Source organism: Streptomyces sp. NPDC051963, from assembly GCF_044593495.1.
Classification (GTDB): domain Bacteria; phylum Actinomycetota; class Actinomycetes; order Streptomycetales; family Streptomycetaceae; genus Streptomyces.
This window is the reverse complement of the sequence record NZ_JBIUCC010000007.1, coordinates 632,396-650,269: the sequence shown is the minus strand read 5'-3', so window position 1 is coordinate 650,269 and position 17,874 is coordinate 632,396. Positions and strand designations below refer to the sequence as shown.

General features: G+C 69.8%; 19 protein-coding genes. 1 reads left to right on the top strand and 18 read right to left on the bottom strand.

The genetic code is table 11. The features are described from left to right. Window positions 1–255: 255 nt before the first annotated feature. The 16 genes from dprA to proS all read right to left on the bottom strand — a co-directional run bounded on the left by dprA (window position 256) and on the right by proS (window position 13,196). Complete coding sequence (dprA, locus tag ACIHFB_RS30940) at window positions 256–1,416, bottom strand: DNA-processing protein DprA (protein ID WP_400128687.1); 1,161 nt, start codon at window positions 1,414–1,416, stop codon at window positions 256–258. Beyond that, window positions 1,413–3,038, bottom strand: a complete 1,626-nt coding sequence (locus tag ACIHFB_RS30935; protein WP_400128686.1) for a YifB family Mg chelatase-like AAA ATPase — start codon at window positions 3,036–3,038, stop codon at window positions 1,413–1,415. Before ACIHFB_RS30935 ends, dprA begins: the two co-directional genes overlap by 4 nt. After that, the gene (locus ACIHFB_RS30930) at window positions 3,039–3,410 is read right to left on the bottom strand and encodes a YraN family protein (RefSeq protein ID WP_365286380.1); all 372 of its coding nucleotides are present in this window, start codon (window positions 3,408–3,410) and stop codon (window positions 3,039–3,041) included. It abuts the gene before it with no gap. Between the two features lie 116 nt (window positions 3,411–3,526). After that, window positions 3,527–3,835: a DUF2469 domain-containing protein gene (locus ACIHFB_RS30925; RefSeq protein WP_003965949.1), complete on the bottom strand. Its 309-nt coding sequence runs from the start codon at window positions 3,833–3,835 to the stop codon at window positions 3,527–3,529. Window positions 3,836–3,891: 56 nt separating this feature from the next. Further along, entirely contained in the window at window positions 3,892–4,416 is a 525-nt protein-coding gene (locus ACIHFB_RS30920; protein WP_400128685.1) for an NUDIX hydrolase, read from the bottom strand. Beyond that, the gene (gene lepB, locus ACIHFB_RS30915) at window positions 4,406–5,182 is read right to left on the bottom strand and encodes a signal peptidase I (protein WP_400128684.1); all 777 of its coding nucleotides are present in this window, start codon (window positions 5,180–5,182) and stop codon (window positions 4,406–4,408) included. Before lepB (ACIHFB_RS30915) ends, ACIHFB_RS30920 begins: the two co-directional genes overlap by 11 nt. Window positions 5,183–5,252: 70 nt before the next feature. After that, window positions 5,253–6,233 carry a signal peptidase I gene (gene lepB, locus ACIHFB_RS30910; RefSeq protein ID WP_400128683.1) on the bottom strand — a complete coding sequence of 327 codons (981 nt, stop codon included), beginning with the start codon at window positions 6,231–6,233 and terminating at the stop codon, window positions 5,253–5,255. Then, window positions 6,124–7,215, bottom strand: a complete 1,092-nt coding sequence (gene lepB / locus ACIHFB_RS30905; protein WP_365286388.1) for a signal peptidase I — start codon at window positions 7,213–7,215, stop codon at window positions 6,124–6,126. Before lepB (ACIHFB_RS30905) ends, lepB (ACIHFB_RS30910) begins: the two co-directional genes overlap by 110 nt. Continuing rightward, window positions 7,208–7,963, bottom strand: coding sequence for a signal peptidase I (lepB, locus tag ACIHFB_RS30900; protein WP_365286390.1), 756 nt, complete (start codon window positions 7,961–7,963; stop codon window positions 7,208–7,210). The genes lepB (ACIHFB_RS30905) and lepB (ACIHFB_RS30900) overlap by 8 nt, the downstream gene beginning before the upstream one ends. A 45-nt stretch (window positions 7,964–8,008) precedes the next feature. Beyond that, the gene (rplS, locus tag ACIHFB_RS30895) at window positions 8,009–8,359 is read right to left on the bottom strand and encodes a 50S ribosomal protein L19 (protein WP_365286392.1); all 351 of its coding nucleotides are present in this window, start codon (window positions 8,357–8,359) and stop codon (window positions 8,009–8,011) included. A 134-nt stretch (window positions 8,360–8,493) separates the two neighbouring features. Continuing rightward, window positions 8,494–9,327 (bottom strand): tRNA (guanosine(37)-N1)-methyltransferase TrmD, encoded by an 834-nt coding sequence (gene trmD, locus ACIHFB_RS30890; RefSeq protein ID WP_365286393.1) that lies wholly within the window; start codon window positions 9,325–9,327, stop codon window positions 8,494–8,496. Then, window positions 9,327–9,869, bottom strand: coding sequence for a ribosome maturation factor RimM (rimM, locus tag ACIHFB_RS30885; RefSeq protein WP_365286395.1), 543 nt, complete (start codon window positions 9,867–9,869; stop codon window positions 9,327–9,329). Before rimM ends, trmD begins: the two co-directional genes overlap by 1 nt. A 109-nt stretch (window positions 9,870–9,978) precedes the next feature. Next, a complete protein-coding gene (locus tag ACIHFB_RS30880) occupies window positions 9,979–10,218 on the bottom strand; it encodes an RNA-binding protein (RefSeq protein WP_003973401.1) in 240 nt (79 codons plus the stop codon). Window positions 10,219–10,220: 2 nt separating this feature from the next. After that, complete coding sequence (gene rpsP, locus ACIHFB_RS30875) at window positions 10,221–10,640, bottom strand: 30S ribosomal protein S16 (protein ID WP_365286397.1); 420 nt, start codon at window positions 10,638–10,640, stop codon at window positions 10,221–10,223. A 286-nt stretch (window positions 10,641–10,926) separates the two neighbouring features. Then, window positions 10,927–11,529 (bottom strand): hypothetical protein, encoded by a 603-nt coding sequence (locus ACIHFB_RS30870; RefSeq protein WP_365286399.1) that lies wholly within the window; start codon window positions 11,527–11,529, stop codon window positions 10,927–10,929. A 251-nt stretch (window positions 11,530–11,780) separates the two neighbouring features. After that, window positions 11,781–13,196, bottom strand: coding sequence for a proline--tRNA ligase (gene proS, locus ACIHFB_RS30865; protein WP_365286401.1), 1,416 nt, complete (start codon window positions 13,194–13,196; stop codon window positions 11,781–11,783). Window positions 13,197–13,395: 199 nt separating this feature from the next. On the opposite strand from proS, the gene ACIHFB_RS30860 reads away from it, so the two are divergent. Next, window positions 13,396–14,253, top strand: a complete 858-nt coding sequence (locus ACIHFB_RS30860; RefSeq protein WP_400128682.1) for an SAM-dependent methyltransferase — start codon at window positions 13,396–13,398, stop codon at window positions 14,251–14,253. On the opposite strand, the gene ftsH is transcribed toward ACIHFB_RS30860, so the two are convergent. Together ftsH and ffh are read right to left on the bottom strand one after the other, a co-directional pair. Then, complete coding sequence (ftsH, locus tag ACIHFB_RS30855; protein ID WP_400128681.1) at window positions 14,250–16,181, bottom strand: ATP-dependent zinc metalloprotease FtsH; 1,932 nt, start codon at window positions 16,179–16,181, stop codon at window positions 14,250–14,252. The two genes, ACIHFB_RS30860 and ftsH, sit on opposite strands and share 4 nt — an antisense overlap. Before the next feature lie 108 nt (window positions 16,182–16,289). Next, complete coding sequence (gene ffh / locus ACIHFB_RS30850) at window positions 16,290–17,840, bottom strand: signal recognition particle protein (RefSeq protein WP_365286407.1); 1,551 nt, start codon at window positions 17,838–17,840, stop codon at window positions 16,290–16,292. Window positions 17,841–17,874 lie beyond the last annotated feature (34 nt).

The following is a 17,874-nucleotide window of genomic DNA, read 5'->3' as shown; positions in this document are numbered from 1 at the left end:
TTCTGCCGTGAAGTGAGGGTGCCTGGGTGAGCTGTCGGTCTGGTGTGGAGTTACCGGTCTGCGTCCGGATCCTCGTGAGCGTAGCGTGACTGAAGTGTCGCAGTGCGCGAAGGACGGGGCCGAAGCCGTGCGCAGATACGTTCCGCTGGACGCCCCGCCAGGTCACGACGATCGCTGTGCGTGATCACCGGCGGGCGCCAACTGCGGGAAATCCCAAGGGCGTCGGGGTTCCCCCGGACGGCCGAACACGCTCGGTCAGCACCCGCGCCGAGACCCGCGGACGGAGATCATTGCCTGGCGTGTCAACTTCCAGCCGTCGCCGTGTCGTTCGACGTAACCAAGTGCTCGGAGTTCGTACAGCCTCGCGATCGTGTCGTCCTCCGTCGTCTGCGCGCCGCGCGCGATCTCGTCCACCGCGGCGGCACGGCGGGCGGGCAGTGCGGCCAGCACCCGGCGGGCGCCCGGTTCCAGCAGGTCCCGCGGCAGCACGGGGCCTCGTCGGTCCGGAGCCAGCTCGCCCATCGCACCGACGAGCTCGACGACGTCCGCGGCGTCGGTGACCAGCACCGCGTCCCCGCGCAGGAGTTCGTGCACCCCTGCCGAGAGCCCACTGGTGACCGGCCCCGGCACCCCCATGGTGTGGCGCCCGAGCCGCTGTGCCGCCCGGGCCGTGACCAGCGAGCCACTCCGATGGGCGGCCTCGACGACCACGGTGCCCCGGGTGAGCGCGGCGATCACCCTGTTCCGCAGGACGAATCTGCTCGGGGTCGGATGTTCCCCGGGTGGCAACTCACCGATCACCAGCCCCTGTTCGGCGATCCTGGTGATCAACTCGGTGTGTCCCCGCGGATAGGGCCGGTCGACCCCGCAGGCGAGGACGGCCACGGTGGCACCGCCGGCGCCGAGGGCACCGCGGTGTGCGGCGCCGTCGACCCCGTAGGCTCCGCCGGACACGACCACCCATCCGCGCTCGGCGAGGCCGGCGGCGAGGGTGACGGCCATGTGCGCGCCGTACTCCGTGCAGGCCCGCGCGCCCACCACGGCGACCGACCTGAGCGCCCATATCCGCAGGCTGGGCCGTCCACGCACCCACAGCCCGAGGGGCCGGGCGTCCCCCAGATCGTCGAGCTGCCCCGGCCACTCGCCGTCTCCGGGAGTCACGAACCGCACCCCGGCGTCCCGGGCGACGGCGAGATCCCGCCGAGGTTCGGCCGCCCCGGCCCTGGCCCGCAGTCCGGCCCAGCGTCTGTCCGTCACCCCGACCAGCTGCGCCCCGTCCTCCCGCAACGCCCGCGCCACCTCCACGGCCCCCAACTCCCGCACCCACCGCCCTCCGACCTCGTCGCCGGGCTCGATGACACGGGTGAGAAAGGCACGGGCGTGGAGTTCGTCGCTCGGATCGTCGTCGCCGTTCACGTCAGGGCCCCGATGGCCATGGGCACGCCGCGTGGCACCCCGGTCCGCAGTTGCAGCGCCAGCGCCACGTCCGTCACGTCGGGCCGGTCGTGGCCCACGAGGTCCGCGACGGTCCAGGCGACGCGCAGCACACGGTCGAGTCCGCGAGCGGTCAGCACGCCACGCTCGAGGTTCCGTTCCGCTTCGTCCATGGCACCGCGAGCCGCGTGCCACCGGCTGCGGAGCTCACGCCCGGGGACTTCGCTGTTGGTGCACCATGGCGTGCCGACGAGGCGTGCAGCCGCCCGCTCCCTGGCGTCTCGCACCCGCTCGGAGACCGTCGCGGTGGATTCGCCCCGCGCACCACGCTCGGTCAGCTCCGCCCTCGTGACGCGGTCCACCTCGACCCGGAGGTCGACCCGGTCCAGCAGCGGGCCGGACAGCCTGGCCTGGTAGCGGCGGATCGACGACGGCGGGCAGTCACAGAAGTCGTCCTGCACGGAGAAGCGGCCGCACGGACAGGGATTGGCCGCGAGCACCATCTGGAACTTCGCCGGAAAGCGCACGACGCCGGCACTGCGCGCGATCACGACGTGCCCCGCTTCCAGGGGCTGCCGCAGCGCATCCAGGGCCTGGCTCCTGAATTCCGGTGCCTCGTCCAGAAAGAGAACGCCCCGGTGGGAGAGCGACACCGCACCGGGCCGGGCGATGGAGGCGCCGCCGCCGACCAGCGCCTGCATCGTCGCCGAATGGTGCGGGGCGCAGTACGGGGCGACGTCGATCAGGGGTTTGCCCGGCGGCAGCAGACCCGCCACCGAGTGCACCGCCGTAACCTCCAGCGACTCCTGTCGGCCGAGCGGGGGCAGGACGGCCGGCAGCCGCTCCGCGAGCATGGTCTTCCCCGCGCCGGGCGGTCCCGACAGAAACAGGTGGTGACCCCCTGCGGCGGCGACCTCCACCGCCGTGCGTGCCGAGATCTGGCCGACGACGTCGGCGAGGTCATGGCCGTGATCAAGCTGCGCGGTGCCCATGCTGTGCATGCCCGTGGCCGCACCTGTGCCGGGTACGCGCAGGCCGGCCAGGAGCGGGTCGGGGCGACTTTGATCGTCGGGCTCCTCCTCCGGCACGGGCTCGTCGGCGAGAACCGCGATCAGCTGGCGCAGGCTGCGCACACCCAGTACGGAGACACCGGGCACCAGGGAGGCCTCGGCGGCGGCGCACTCGGGCACGACCACCTGCTCATAGCCCGCGTCGGCCGCGGCGAGCACGGCGGGCAGGATGCCCCGAACCGGCCGCACCCTTCCGTCCAGCCCCAGCTCGCCGATCATCACGATGTCGGCGAGGACCCGTGGGTCGATCCGCTCCGCGGCGCCGAGAACGGCGCATGCGACCGCCAGATCGAAGCCGCTGCCCGCCTTCGGCACGGACGCCGGGCTGAGCCCCACCGTCAGTTTCTTGGCGGGCCACTCGGCCCCGGAATTCACCACCGCGGCCCGAACCCGGTCCCGGCTCTCCGTCAGGCTCTTGTCCGGCAATCCGACCAGCGTGAACGCGGCGACACCCGGTTCGAGGTCGGCCTGGACCTCGACGACGACGCCCTCGACGCCGACCAGCGCCACCGAGCACGTACGAGCGAATCCCATTCAGGCCACCCCCCGCGCATGCTCGACCACGGCGGCCCCGCGGCGGGGCAGGACGACGCCGATGAGGTCGATGCGGACGCCGCCCGGTGGAGCCCCTCCATGGGCGTGGAGCCAGCGTTCGGCGAGGCCGCGCAGGCGCTCTGCCTTCTCCGGGGTCACCGCGGCCATCGGATGCTCGAAGACACCCGCCCTGCGGGTCTTGACCTCGCAGACGACCAGGACATCCCCGTCCCGGGCCACGATGTCGATCTCCCCCGACCGTCCGGAGCGCCAATTGCGCTCCAGGACGGTCATCCCGGCCTCGGCCAGCCGCCGCGCGGCCAGCTCCTCGCCGTACTTGCCGAGTGCGTTTCGTGCCAGATGTGTGTTCATGTCGGCACCACCTCCGGCGCCAACCGTCACGCATCCGACCCCACCAAGTGGATCTTGGTGGACTACTCAGAGGTTGTGGACAACTCCGTCACCCTCGCGAGGGACGCTCACCCCGCTCACCCGCCCGGCAGCTCCAGATCGCTCTTGTTCAGCTCCTCGATGTTCACGTCCTTGAACGTGAGCACGCGGACCTGCTTCACGAACCGGGCCGGCCGGTACATGTCCCACACCCAGGCATCCGCCATGGACACCTCGAAGAACACCTCACCCTGGACCGAATGCACCTGCATCTCGTAGTCGTTGGTCAGGTAGAAACGCCGCTCGGTCTCGATCACGTATTTGAACAGACCGACGACATCGCGGTACTCCCGGTAGAGCTTGAGCTCCATCTCGGTCTCGTACTTTTCGAGGTCCTCGGCGCTCATGGCATGTTCCCCTTCAGCCGTGCGATCCCACCATTGTGCGCCAGTCCCGTGAGCCTCTAGACGATTTCCGTGTCAAGGATCTCGGGCCTGGCCGGGGGACCTTCGTCGAGCAGCCTGCGGAGCAGCTCGGCGAGTCTGGTCGGATACACCGTCTCATGCGTCCGGGTCAGTTCCTGACAGGTCCACCAACGCGCTCCGGCGACACTGCGGCGCTCCAGCTCGGTGAGGCCCGCGGCCCTGGTGGCCGTCTGCGTCGTACGGGCCAGGTAGTACCACTCGTCCTGGTCCCAGCGGCGGCCGGCGAACGGGAAGGAGCACTTCCGCCGCCACAGCACCGGACCGAGCTCGACCTCGGTGATGCCGGTCTCCTCCGCGAGTTCCCTGAGGGCGGCCTGCTCGCGTGTCTCGTCACCCTCCAGACCGCCACCGGGCGTGAACCACCAGTCGTCGGCCCGATCGTCCGGCTCATGGCCGTGCAGCAGCAGGATGCGGTCCTCCGGGTCGAGGAGGACGACCCGGGCCACCTTGCGCAGCCCGCCTTCGTACGGTTCCGCGCCGGCGTCCGTCGCCTCAGCGGACACCGGCGAGCTCCGGGCTCGTGCGGTTGTGGGAGCCGAACCGCTTGGCGATCGGACCGTACGCGCCGCCACCGAGGACGAGGACGCCGCCGGCGATCACCAGGGCGACGATCGTCCGCAGCGGTCCGGGCTCGGAGAGGGCGCCCAGCGTCTGGAAGCCGGTGGGGCGCTTCAGCATGCCGTCCATGGGCCAGACGACGGCGTCCACCCGGGCGCTGACGGCGCTGCGCGCCACGGTGCCGCCGGCGGCGTCCGTCAGGTGCGCGGTGGAGTCCAGGGAGCCCTCCCGCTCGTCGCCGAGCAGGAACAGCCGCCCCTCGGGGACGGTCACGGTCGGAATGCCGTTGGTCTCGGCCACGCTGCCCTCGGGCAGATACGGTTCGTCGATCTGCTTGCCGTTGACGGTCAGCTTGCCGTCCGTGCAGCAGGCGACCGTGTCCCCGCCGACAGCGACGACCCGCTTGACCACGGGCGCGTTGCTCACCCAGGTCTTGTCCGTGAAGACGACGACGTCGCCACGGCGTACCTCACCGCCGTCGACCCGCTGCGCGAGCACCCGGTCGCCCATCTCGATCGTCGGCGACATCGAGCTGGTGGGCACGGTGTACGGCCGGTAGACGACCGCTCCCCACGCGAATCCTCCGAGGAACAGCACAAGGCCCAGCGCCACGGCCAGTCCGGACAACCTCTGTCCGATCCGGCCGCCCGCCGGGCTCCTGTTCACCCCACCGCTGCGTGGGGCCGTACGTGTCGTGCTCTCGCCACCCATGAGTCCGCACCCTACCCGGGGGTACGGCACCGGGTCAGCCCAAGTTTTGGTTCATAAATCGAGCCCGGAGTTACTCGGAGACCTTCCGGAACTCGGCGACCTGTCGACGGCGCCGCACGAGCACCAGCGGCACCGCTCCGACGAGCGCCACGGCACCCGGCGACGTGACCGCGGCCGCTGCCTGGGCGTTCAGGCCGGACTGGTCGAAGGTGTCCGGGACCGGGAGCGTGCCCCAGCGGTTGATCGGCCAGGCCTTGACGATCGCGCGGCCGACGACCTTGTCCACCGGGACCATGCCGTGGTTGGCGTCCTGCTGGTTGTAGCGGGAGTCGCGGGAGTTCTGCCGGTGGTCGCCCATGACCCAGATGAAGCCCTCGGGGACCTTCACCTTGAACTGGCCGCCCTGGTCGTCCACGCTGCACGGCGTGTTGCCGGGGTAGACGTACGACGATTCGTTCAGCGCCTTGCCGTTGACCGTCAACGGGCCCGTGCCCTTGCACTCGACGGTGTCACCGCCGACGCCGACCACACGCTTGATGAGGTCCTTCTCCTCCGCGGACGGCATCAGGCCGATCCAGCTGAGGAAGGTCTGCAGGGCGTTCGGATTCGTCGTGGGCTCGCCCGCGAGCCAGTTGTCGGGGTCGTGGAAGACGACGACCTCGCCGCGCTCGGGCTCGGAGCCGAACCACGGGGTGAGCTTGTCGACCAGGACGCGGTCACCCTGCTGGAGGGTGTTCTGCATCGAGTCCGAGGGGATCGAGAACGCCTGCACCAGGAACGTCTTGATCAGCAGCGCCAGTACCAGCGCGATGCCGATCAGGATGGGCAGCTCCTTCCAGAAGGAGCGCGGCTTCTTCGCCGTGGGGGTCGGGTCGCCCGGCCCCTGGGTCCCGGACCCGCTCCGCTCGTCCGCTGTCATGCCGTCGCCGGCCGCCCCGGAGTCACTCCCGGGGGTCACGGCGCTGTCCGCGGCCGGGACAGCTGCTTCCACGGGGCGCCCGCGGTCCTCGCCGTCTTGCCCGGACCGTGCGCCAACCGCCACATCCCCCACGCCAACTCCTTACTCTGTGCCGCCGCCTGCCCCATGCGCGGCGCAGGCCCACCACTCCCATAACGAGCGGGAGTTCCGCAGGGGTCGGGAGTTGGATCGTTCCGTTCGGATCGTCGGGTGCAACCCTATGCGACAGCTGGGGAGCCGCGGTCGACCCGGACGTCGAGTCGGACACGGAAGCGTATGTATTTGGTTCGTCCAGGCTGTTCCAGTGGTTGAAGGGCCAGGCGATGACCATGGCCCGGCCCACCACCTCGTCCTCGGAGACCGTGCCGCCGTAGTCCTGGTCCTGGTGCGAGCGGGAGTCCGCGGAGTTGCTCCGGTGGTCACCCATCACCCACAGCCGTCCCTGCGGGACGGTGATGTCGAACTCGGCCTGGGACGGGGCGTTCCCGGGATAGAGGTAGTCACTCTCCTCCAGGGGAACGCCGTTGACGGTCACCCGCCCTTGCGCGTCACAGCACTTGACGCGGTCGCCGCCGACGCCGACGACCCGCTTGATGAGGTCCTTCTCGTTGTCGGACGGCAGCAGGCCGATGAAGGTGAGCCCTTCCTTGACCTGCTTGACGACGATCGGGTCTTCCTTCTTCGTGGTGGTCTGCTCGTCCTGGAGCCAGCCACCGGGGTCCTTGAAGACGACGACGTCACCGCGCTGCGGCTTCGACCCGAACCACGGGGTGAACTTGTCGACCAGGACGCGGTCGCCGATCTGGATCGTCTGTTCCATCGAGCCGGACGGGATCACGAAGGCCTGGACGAGGAACGTCTTCAGCACGAGGGCTATGAGGACCGCGACTCCGACGAGGAGGGGTATCTCCTTGACCGCGGAGCGCCTGCGGCGCCGCTTGACCTTGCGCTGGAGCTTGCGCCGCTCGGCGCGGGTCCGGCCGCTGCCCGCACTGGCGGCGCGCCGGGAGCCGGTGGGCAGCAGGTTGTCGGCCGCGTGTCCGGAGACACCGCGCGGCCTGCCGCGGTTACCCATGGGCGCCCTCCGCGGCGGGCACACGCGCGTAGGCGTCGGGGCGGTGCAGTCGGATGGCGTGTCCGGCGGGCCAGACGATCCAGTCGGCCCGGCCCACGACGTCGTCCACGGGGATCATGCCGCCGCCCGGTGAGCCGAGGTGGTCGCGGGAGTCGCTGGAGTTGCTGCGGTGGTCGCCGAGGACGAACAGGGTGCCCTCCGGAACGGCGACGTCGAAGGACACCGTGGACGGGCTGTCGCCGGGGTACAGGAACGACGACTCATCGACCGACCGGCCGTTCACCACGATCCTCCCCTTCTTGTCACAGCAGACCACGTGGTCTCCCCCCACACCCACAACGCGTTTGATGTAGTCCGCGTCCCCGAAATACCCGGTTCCGTCGAACACGATCACATCACCGCGGCGCGGCTGAGCACCGAAACGGTACGCCAACTTATTTACGAGAACGCGGTCCCCGATCCTCAATCCGCTCTCCATGGATCCGCTGGGAATCTGGAACGGCCGCACCACGAACGCGTTGAGCAGGAGCAGAAACAGCAGGCAGACGAGCAAGGTCAGGCTGATCCGACCGCCCGGGAGCCAGTCGGCGATCCACGACACCAACGCGAAACGCGACCGTCCCTCCTGCCCTTCTGTGTCCGAGATCTCCTCGGAACCGTCCGAGTTGTCCTCGGCAGCGTCCGAGCTCTCGGATTCGAAAGGGTGGGAGGAGCGGTCGCGCTCCGTCTGCTGTGCTTCGGTGTCCATCGGGGCCAGATGCTATCCGGCCCCGCTGTGACCCCCGAGAAGCGCTCAGTTCTCGCGCTTCTCCTTGATCTTCGCGGCCTTGCCGCGCAGGTCGCGCAGGTAGTACAGCTTGGCGCGGCGCACGTCGCCCTTGGTGACGAGCTCGATCTTCTCGACGATCGGGGTGTGCACCGGGAAGGTGCGCTCGACGCCGACGGAGAAGGAGACCTTGCGGACCGTGAAGGTCTCGCGGACACCGGCGCCCTGGCGGCGGATGACGACGCCCTTGAACTGCTGCACACGGGAGCGGTTGCCCTCGATGACGCGGACGTGGACGTTCACGGTGTCACCCGGGCGGAAGGCCGGGATGTCGGTGCGCAGCGACGCGGAGTCGACGGTGTCGAGCAGGTGAGACATTTCGTCTGCTTTCCTCGCTGATGCCACAGGTCATCAACGGAAACTAGGTGTTCTGAATGAGAGCCGTGCTCGTCGGGGCGGGCGTCGTGTCCCCCTGTGGCAGGGGCGCACGCCGGACGGCGCACAGCAGCGGCCTATTCTTCCACGGCCTCCGGCCTGCGCCAAAATCGGCCGTACGGCTCCCCCTCCGGATCGGGCATCCAGCCCAGGATGGAGAGCATCTCGCGGTCCTTCTTGTCGAAGGCCTTGGGGTCACAGCGCTCGATGAGGTCGGGCCGGTGGGCCGTCGTACGCTTCAGCGCCTCGTCCCGGCGCCAGCGGGCGATCTTTCCGTGGTGCCCGCTGAGCAGCACCTCCGGGATCTCCCGGCCGCGCCACTGGGGCGGCTTGGTGTAGACGGGCCCCTCCAGGAGGTTGGCCATGGCGCCGGGCGCGAAGGAGTCGTCCCGGTGGGACTCGGCGTTCCCCAGGACGCCGGGCAGCAGGCGTGCCACGGCTTCCGTGATGACGAGCACGGCCGCCTCGCCGCCCGCGAGGACGTAGTCGCCGATGGACACCTCGTAGACGGGCATCCTGGTCGCGTACTCGTCGATGACGCGGCGGTCGATGCCTTCGTAGCGGGCCGGCGTGAAGATCAGCCAGGGGCGCTCGGAGAGTTCGACGGCGAGTTCCTGGGTGAAGGGGCGGCCGCTGGGCGTCGGAACGAGGAGCGCGGGGGCGTGGGAGCCCGTCTCGTAGCCGTCGGCCAGGGCGGAGTCCAGGGCGTCGCCCCAGGGCTCGGTCTTCATCACCATGCCGGGGCCGCCGCCGTACGGGGTGTCGTCGACCGTGTTGTGGCGGTCGTACGTCCAGGTCCGCAGATCGTGCACGTGCACATTCAGCTGTCCACGCGCGCGTGCCTTGCCGACGAGGGAGACGTTCAGGGGCTCCAGGTACTCGGGGAAGATCGTGACGACGTCGAGCCGCATCAGGCGTCGTCCCGGGACGAGACGATCTCCGCCTGATCGTCGATCAGACCGGGCGGCGGGGCGATGACCGCGCGCTGCTCCTCCAGATCGATCTCGGTGACGATCTCCTCGACGAAGGGGATCAGCACCTCGCTGCCGTCGGGGCGCTCCACGATGAACAGGTCCTGCGAGGGCAGATGGGAGATCTCGGTGATCCGGCCGACCTCGGTGCCGTCCTCGGTGACCACGTCCAGGTCCATCAGCTGGTGGTCGTAGTACTCGTCCTCGCCTTCGGGCAGTTCCTCCGGGTCGATCTCGGAGATCAGGAGGGTGTTGCGCAGGGCCTCGGCGCCGCTCCGGTCGCGTACGCCCTCGAAGCGCAGCAGGAGGCGGCCGCTGTGCACCCGGCCCGTCTCGATGGTGAGCGGGCCGGTGGAGGCCGGTTCGGTGGCCAGGACGGCGCCGGGGGCGAGCCGGAGTTCCGGTTCGTCGGTGCGTACCTCCACGGTGACCTCGCCCTTGATGCCGTGGGCACGGCCGATCCGTGCGACTACGAGCTGCACTGTGCTTGATCTCCTGTCGGAACTGCGAGTCTGCGACGGACTCATACGACTACGGGCCGGGGACGGCCCAGTGGCCCTCCCCGGCCCGAGCCGGTGTTGCTGTTTGGCGTCAGCGGACGTGGTCCACGTCGACCAGGTCGACGCGGACACCGCGGCCGCCGATGGCGCCCACGACGGTGCGCAGAGCGCGTGCGGTACGGCCGTTGCGGCCGATGACCTTGCCGAGGTCGTCGGGGTGGACCCGGACCTCGAGCACGCGTCCGCGGCGCAGGTTGCGCGAAGCGACCTGCACATCGTCAGGGTTGTCGACGATGCCCTTCACGAGGTGCTCGAGAGCCTCCTCGAGCATGCTCAGGCCTCGGTCGACTCGGACGCGGCGGGAGCCTCGTCCTTCTTCTCAGCCTTCTTCTTCTGGGTGATCGCCTCACCCTTGCCCTCGTCGTCGCCGCCGAGAGCCTCGAAGGACGGACGCGCCGCCTTCTCGGCCGGCTGGAGCAGCGGCGCCGGGGCGGGCTCGCCCTTGAACTTCTGCCAGTCGCCGGTCTTCTTCAGGATGGCGAGCACGGGCTCGGTCGGCTGGGCGCCGACGCCGAGCCAGTAGGCCACGCGCTCGGCGTCGACCTCCATGCGCGACGGGTTCTGCACCGGGTGGTACAGACCGATCTCCTCGATCGCACGACCGTCACGACGGGTGCGGGAGTCGGCGACGACGATGCGGTAGTGAGGCGAACGGATCTTGCCCAGACGCTTCAGCTTGATCTTGACTGCCACGGGAGTGGGTTCTCCTGGATTTGACGTGGTTGGGCACGGCGAGATGGCCGCGTGGGGTTGCGGTACCCGAGTGCCCGATGGACGCGTCAGCCGGAGGAGAGAGGGGTCCTGTGCGGCTGTCGAGTACAGCTAGCCATTGTGCCATACCCTGCGGGCCGCTTCGGACCGACGGTGCATGTGCCCGGGCAGGCCGGACCGGCACCCGGCGTCGGTCGCCTACGTCGGGTGCACGGCGCGGCACGGCGGGGCGGCGAACTGGGTACGGCTGCCACGAGCAGCCGTCGTCTCAGCTCGCTACCGCGCCCACCACCTCCGGGATCCGGAACGGCTTTCCGCAGCCGCCGCACACGATCGGTGCCTGGGCCAGTACCGACGGGACGACCCGGACGTTGCGACCGCAGTCGCATACCGCCTTGACCCTGACGCCGCCGCCCGAGGAGCCGTGGCGGGCCGCCGGGCCGCGGAAGGTGCTGGACGTGTCCGCGGACGTCGCTGCCGTATGGGCCTTCAGGGCGCGCTGGAGGCGCTCGATCGTCGGGCGGTAGCGCCGCTTGGCCTCGGGGTTGAGCGCGACCAGGGAGAAGCCGCTGCTCGGGTGCGGTTCCTCCGGGTGGTCCAGGCCCATCTCCTCGGCGATCGCGAGGAATCTGCGGTTGTGGTAGCGGCCGGCGCGCGAGGTGTCGCGAATTCCGCGGGCGGCGGCGATGCCGTGGACTGCCTCATGGAGCAGTCGCTCGAAGGAGAGCTCGTGCCCGCAGGCGGACGACGACTCCCCGATCAGTGACTCGGGCGCGGCAAGATCCGGCAGCTCGGGGTGGTACCGCTGAATGTCGGCCCACGCCTGCGCCAGTTCTGCGGCGAGAACAGGTGGTGTCTGTGTCGTGCTCACGTAATGACAACGAGCCAGGGTGCCGCTGTGTTCCTATTCCGGGGCATCCCAAATAATTTGCACGTACCCGTCAGTTGCCGCTGATGCGTCCGGACGAGGGCGGGTGCGCTGATCTGCGGAGAAGCCTCGCAGCTCACCACAAGCCGGTACGTAGGCTGACGTACGACCCGGCGCGTAGACGATGTCCGCGCGCCGGGGCACGTGAGTTCGCGCGATGCGCAAGGGGCGTTTCGGTCGCCTGGACCCATGCCTCAGTAAGCGCGTGCGACGATCGCGACGTTACCGGGTGCGTCATCGGCGTGCGGCACCGACCCGTCCTCGGCGACCAGACACCGTACGGTCACCGCGTGCTCACCCAGCCTGGCCTCGCCTTCTTCGCCGAGCGTCGCCCAGGGGATGCGCGCCCAGCCGCCGGCGGCCGTCGCTTCGACGGCCTCCTCGACGGTCGACACATCGGCCGTACGGGACTCACGGCGCTCGCGGGACTGGGTCAGCAGCAGCGCCTGATCCTCTTCGAGGATCGTGGGGAGAATCCCTACGACCGACTCGATCGCCACCGGCTCCTTGCCACCGGGGATGCGGCGGACCAGCATCGCGGTGCCGTTCTCCAGGTCACGGGGGCCGACCTCGATCCGTACGGGCACGCCCTTGAGCTCCCAGTCGACGGCGCGGCGCCCGAAGGGGGTGTCCGTGCGGTCGTCGACGTGGACGCGGATGCCCGCCGCCTTCAGCTGGTCGCCGATTTCGCGGACCTTGGCCAGAACCGCGTCATCGCCCTTGATCGCGAGGACGACGGCCTGGATCCGGGCCAGGCGCGGCGGGACCCGCAGTCCGTTGTCATCTCCGTGAGTCATCACCAGGGCGCCGATCATGCGGGTCGTGGACCCCCAGGACGTCTGCCAGACGAGCTCCTGCTTGCCGTCCTTGGACAGGTACTGCGTCTGGAACGCCTTGGCGAAGTTCTGGCCCAGCTCATGGCTGGTGGCCATCTGGAGGGCCTTGCCGTCGCCCATCATCGCTTCGAGGGTGAGGGTGTTGACGGCGCCCGCGAAGCGCTCCTTGAGCGTCTTGCGGCCGGGGACGGAGTCGATGGCGAGGACGTTCACCATGAAGTCCTCGTAGACCTTCCGGTGGATGTGCGCGGCGAAGTCGCGGGCGTCCTCGTACGTGGCGTGCGCGGTGTGGCCCTCCTGCCACAGGAACTCGGTCGTGCGGAGGAAGAGCCGGGGCCGCAGCTCCCAACGGACCACGTTCGCCCACTGGTTGATCAGCAGGGGCAGGTCGCGGTAGCTCTGCACCCACTTCGAGAAGTAGTCGTTGATGATCATCTCGGAGGTGGGGCGGACCACGGCCGGCTCTTCGAGGTCCTTGCCGCCGGCGTGGGTGACCACGGCGAGCTCGGGCGCGAAGCCCTCGACGTGCTCGGCCTCCTTGGCGAAGTACGACTGCGGGATCAGCAGGGGGAAGTACGCGTTCTGGGTGCCCGTCTCCTGGATGCGGGCGTCCATCTCGGCCTGCATGCGCTCCCACAGTCCGTACCCGTACGGTCGGATCACCATGGTGCCGCGCACCGGGCCGTTGTCGGCCAGCTCGGCCTTGGTGATCAGATCCTGGTACCAGCGGGGGAAGTCGTCCGCCCGCGGTGTGAGAACGGGTGCCTTTGCCATGGCGCGATGGTACGGGCCCATGTTGCTGGGACGTGAAATCTTTTCGCCCGCCCGGCCAACCCGCAAGACAGGCCCGGCAACCCACTGGACGAGCGGTCGAGTGCGGAGTTTCCTGGCATACGGGGGGAGAGCGAGCGCGCGTCACGGGGGCTACGGAATCGGGCACAGTGGCAACTCTCGGCGGATTGGGGCGCATTCGATGACACCTACGCTCGTGCGGCAGCACCTGTCTCCAGGGGGACTCGGGTCCCGCGTGGATCTGTGTGCACGCGCGCGTGACTGGTCCGAGATCCAGGAGCGGATGCTGGTACCGCTCTACGAAGCCGCCTACCGGCGACTGGACGTGGGCACCGGCACCCGGCTCCTCGGCCTCGGCTGCGGATCCGGTCTGGCCCTGCTGCTGGCGGCCTCCAGAGGCGCCGCCGTCACCGGTGTCGAACCCTCGTCCCCGCAGCGGCTCGCCCTTGCGCGGGAGCGGCTGCTGCCCGAGGCGCCGGGCGCACGCGCGCGTGCGGGCACCCGGCTCGTCGACGGCGCACCGAAGGACGCGGCCGACGCGGAGACGCCCGCGTACACCCTGGTGACCGCTTTCGAGCCCATCGGGTGCCTTGCGGGCGACTCGGAGGGGCTCGGCGAGCTGCTCGAGGCAGCGACACCGCTCGCCGAGCGGGGGGCGCCCGTGGTGCTGGCCGGCTGGGGTCCGCCGGAACGCTGCACCACGTCGTCCGTACTGCGGGTGGCCGCCAAGCTGGCGGATCCGCTGCGCAGCACGGGCAGTTGGCGCCCCGCCCTTCGCGACGACCTGGAGGAGGTCGCCCAGCGTGCGGGCCTCAAGCCCGACGGTTCGGGCCGGGTGGCGTGTCCCTTCGGGTACGCCGACATGGACAGCGCGCTGCGCGGACTGCTGTCCACGGGGCTCTTCGACGCGGCGATCACCGCGACCGACCAGGCGCAGGTGGACAAGGAGCTGACGGAGGCCCTGCATCCGTATCTGCGGCCGGACGGCACGGTGTGGATGCCGAACGTGTTCCGCTATCTGATCGCCCGTACGCCCTAGGCGTCCGTTTCCTTCGCCAGTCGCGGGATCCCCGCGATCCGGTACGCGTCCGCCTCCTCCAGCGTCTCGTCCGCCAGCAGGGCCTGGGCGAGGGCGTCCAACTGGCCGCGGTGGTCGACGAGTTTGCGGCGCGCCTCGGCGTAGCACTCGTCGACGATCCGGCGCATCTCGTCGTCGATCACGTCGAGGGTGTGCGGGGCGGCGGCGAGCCCGTACGCCTGCTGGGCGTCGCTCGGCAGGGCGGAGAGCCGGCCGACGCGCTCGCTCATGCCCCAGCGGGCCACCATCGCGCGCGCGATGTTGGTGACCTGTTCGAGGTCGTTCTCCGCGCCCGTGGTGACGACGCCGTAGACCACCTCTTCCGCCACCATGCCGCCCAGTGCGCCGATAATGCGGCCGCGCAGGTACTCCTCGGAGTGCGCGTACCGCTCCACCTCGGGCGTCGACATCGTCACCCCGAGCGCCCGGCCGCGCGGCACGATGGTGATCTTGCGGACGGGGTCGGCGCCGGGCTGAAGCATGCCGAGGAGTGCGTGTCCGCTCTCGTGATAGGCCGTGCGCCGGCGGTCCTCCTCGGGCATCACAAGGGTGCGCTCGGCGCCCAATTGCACCTTCTCCAGGGCCTCGGACAGGTCCGAGGCGGTCACCTGCTCCTGCTTGCGCTTGACCGCGAGCAGAGCCGCCTCGTTGGCGAGGTTGGCCAGATCCGCACCCGTCATGCCCGGGGTCGTACGGGCCAGCCGGGTCAGATCCACGTCCTCGGCGAGCGGGATGCCGCGGGTGTGGATCCGCAGGATCGCCTCGCGTCCGCCGCGGTCCGGCGGGGAGACGTTGACCACCCGGTCGAAGCGGCCGGGCCGGGTGAGCGCCGGGTCCAGGATGTCGGCGCGGTTCGTCGCCGCTATGACGACCACGCCCTCCGAGCCGGAGAAGCCGTCCATCTCCGTGAGGATCTGGTTCAGCGTCTGCTCCCGCTCGTCGTGACCGCTCACCGACGCGCCGCCGCCGCGTACCCGTCCGATGGTGTCGATCTCGTCGATGAAGATGATCGACGGCGCCACCTTGCGGGCCTCGGCGAACAGTTCCCGGACCCGGGACGCGCCGACTCCGACGATCATCTCGATGAACTCGGACGCGGACGCGGAGAAGAAGGGCACCCCCGCCTCGCCCGCCACCGCCCGCGCCAGCAGGGTCTTGCCGGTGCCGGGGGACCCCGCGAGCAGCACGCCGCGCGGCATCTTCGCGCCCATCCTGCGGTAGGCGTCGGGGTGCTCCAGGAAGTCGACGACATCGTCCAGCTCGCCCTTGACCTCGTCGATGCCGGCCACGTCGGCGAACGTCGTGCGCTGGGTCCCCGGTCGGAGCTCGACCGGCTTGGGCGGCGCCCTGCGGCCGAGCATGCGCCCCGCACCGCCCCCGGCCATCCTCCGCGAGATGAAGATCCACGCCACGACGAGGATCACGATCGGCACCAGGGAGATCAGCGCGTTGGACAGGAGGCTGCGCTGCTGCACGACGGGCCGCGCGGTCACGGTGACGTCGTGACTGCTCAGGTTCCGCCAGAGGTCGTCGTCCGCGAAGGCCGGGCGCTGTGTCCTGAACTTCGTGTAGTCGCCGCTGCCCTCGGGGTTGTCCCGGGCGTTCTTGAGCTGGCCCTGGATCGCGTCGCCCTTGGAGTAGATCTTCGAGACGTTGCCGTCGTCGACCTGCTTGCTGAACTCGGTGTACGAGATCGTCGGCTCGTCGCCCGCGCCGAGGTACGTCAGCCCCACGTAGGCCAGCAGGAACACGATCGCCGCGGTCAGGAGCAGGCCCCACCAGCGCGGGCGTATGCGTCGGCCACCGGACCGTCCGGTCGGCTCGTCCGGTGTGCCCTCGGTGCGCCACGGCTGGTCAGGTGCCTTGCGTGGTGGCGCGGCATTGCTCATATCTGGACGTTAAGGCAGATGTCGAGCCATGGCACGCGCTGAGGGCACCTCCACGAAGAGAGGTGCCCTCAGCGACGTACGCGACGAGATTCTCGTACGGGAGAGTCGTCAGCCCATGAACTTCTTGAACTCGTCCGGCAGCTCGAAGTCCTGCGCGCCCTGCTGCGGCACACCGAACGCGTTGCCGCCCTGAGCGGCGGCGGCGCGGCGCTCGGCCTCCTCCTGCTCCTGCTGCTTGCGCTTCATCGGGTTGCCGGAGCGCTGCTTGCCCTTGGCCTTCTTGGGCTGCTTCTTCGACCGGCCGGGGCCGCCGCCCATGCCCGGGGCTCCCGGCATACCGGGCATGCCGCCGCCCTGGGCCATGCGGGACATCATCTTGCGGGCCTCGAAGAACCGCTCGACGAGGTTCTTCACCGCGCTGACCTCGACACCGGAACCCTTGGCGATACGGGCCCGCCGCGAGCCGTTGATGATCGTCGGCTCCTGGCGCTCGCCCGGCGTCATCGACTTGATGATCGCGGCCGTGCGGTCGACGTCACGCTCGTCGAGGTTGTTGATCTGGTCCTTCATCTGGCCCATGCCGGGCAGCATGCCGAGCAGCTTGGAGATGCTGCCCATCTTCCTGACCTGCTCCATCTGGGCCAGGAAGTCGTCCAGGGTGAAGTCCTGGCCCTTCTTGGACGCCAGCTTGGAGGCCATCTTCTCGGCCTCTTCCTGGCTGAACGTCTTCTCCGCCTGCTCGATCAGGGTGAGCAGGTCACCCATGTCGAGGATGCGGGAGGCCATCCGGTCAGGGTGGAAGGCGTCGAAGTCGTCGAGCTTCTCGCCGTTCGACGCGAACATGATCGGCTTGCCGGTGACCTGGCGGATCGACAGCGCGGCACCACCGCGGGCGTCACCGTCGAGCTTGGAGAGCACCACGCCGTCGAAGCCGACGCCGTCGCGGAAGGCCTCGGCGGTGTTGACCGCGTCCTGGCCGATCATCGCGTCGACGACGAAGAGGATCTCGTCCGGCGAGACCGCGTCCCGGATGTCCGCGGCCTGCTGCATCATCTCCTGGTCGATGCCCAGGCGGCCGGCGGTGTCGACGATCACGATGTCGTGGACCCTGGACTTCGCGAAGTCGATGGAGTCCTTGGCGACCTTCACCGGGTCACCGACGCCGTTGCCGGGCTCCGGCGCGAAGACCGCGACACCGGCGCGCTCGGCGACGACGCTGAGCTGGTTCACGGCGTTCGGACGCTGGAGGTCGGCGGCGACGAGCAGCGGCGAGTGGCCCTGCTCCTTCAGCCAGTGGCCGAGCTTGCCCGCGAGGGTCGTCTTACCGGCACCCTGGAGACCCGCCAGCATGATCACGGTGGGCGGCTGCTTGGCGAAGCGGAGACGACGGGTCTCGCCGCCGAGGATCGTGACGAGCTCCTCGTTCACGATCTTCAGGACCTGCTGGGCCGGGTTCAGCGCCCGGGAGACATCGGCACCGAGGGCACGCTCCTTGACGTTCTTGATGAACGTCCGGACGACAGGCAGCGCCACATCCGCCTCGAGCAGCGCGATCCGGATCTCGCGCGCGGTGGCGTCGATGTCCGCCTCGGAGAGCCGTCCCTTGCCGCGCAGGTTCTTGAAAGTCGCTGAGAGGCGATCGGAGAGAGTATCGAACACGGCGCTCGCGGTCCTCAGGGTCGGTGGCTGGCTG

Coding starts and splice junctions, on each gene's coding strand:
- rplS (WP_365286392.1), bottom strand. CDS start 8,359: ATGTCTCACCTGCTCGACACCGTCGACTCCGCGTCGCTGCGCACCGAC.
- proS (WP_365286401.1), bottom strand. CDS start 13,196: ATGGCAAAGGCACCCGTTCTCACACCGCGGGCGGACGACTTCCCCCGC.
- ACIHFB_RS30930 (WP_365286380.1), bottom strand. CDS start 3,410: ATGAACACACATCTGGCACGAAACGCACTCGGCAAGTACGGCGAGGAG.
- ftsH (WP_400128681.1), bottom strand. CDS start 16,181: ATGAGCAATGCCGCGCCACCACGCAAGGCACCTGACCAGCCGTGGCGC.
- lepB (WP_365286388.1), bottom strand. CDS start 7,215: ATGGGTAACCGCGGCAGGCCGCGCGGTGTCTCCGGACACGCGGCCGAC.
- lepB (WP_365286390.1), bottom strand. CDS start 7,963: ATGGACACCGAAGCACAGCAGACGGAGCGCGACCGCTCCTCCCACCCT.
- ACIHFB_RS30860 (WP_400128682.1), top strand. CDS start 13,396: ATGACACCTACGCTCGTGCGGCAGCACCTGTCTCCAGGGGGACTCGGG.
- trmD (WP_365286393.1), bottom strand. CDS start 9,327: ATGCGGCTCGACGTCGTCACGATCTTCCCCGAGTACCTGGAGCCCCTG.
- lepB (WP_400128684.1), bottom strand. CDS start 5,182: ATGGGTGGCGAGAGCACGACACGTACGGCCCCACGCAGCGGTGGGGTG.
- ACIHFB_RS30880 (WP_003973401.1), bottom strand. CDS start 10,218: ATGCTCGAGGAGGCTCTCGAGCACCTCGTGAAGGGCATCGTCGACAAC.
- ACIHFB_RS30935 (WP_400128686.1), bottom strand. CDS start 3,038: ATGGGATTCGCTCGTACGTGCTCGGTGGCGCTGGTCGGCGTCGAGGGC.
- ACIHFB_RS30925 (WP_003965949.1), bottom strand. CDS start 3,835: ATGAGCGCCGAGGACCTCGAAAAGTACGAGACCGAGATGGAGCTCAAG.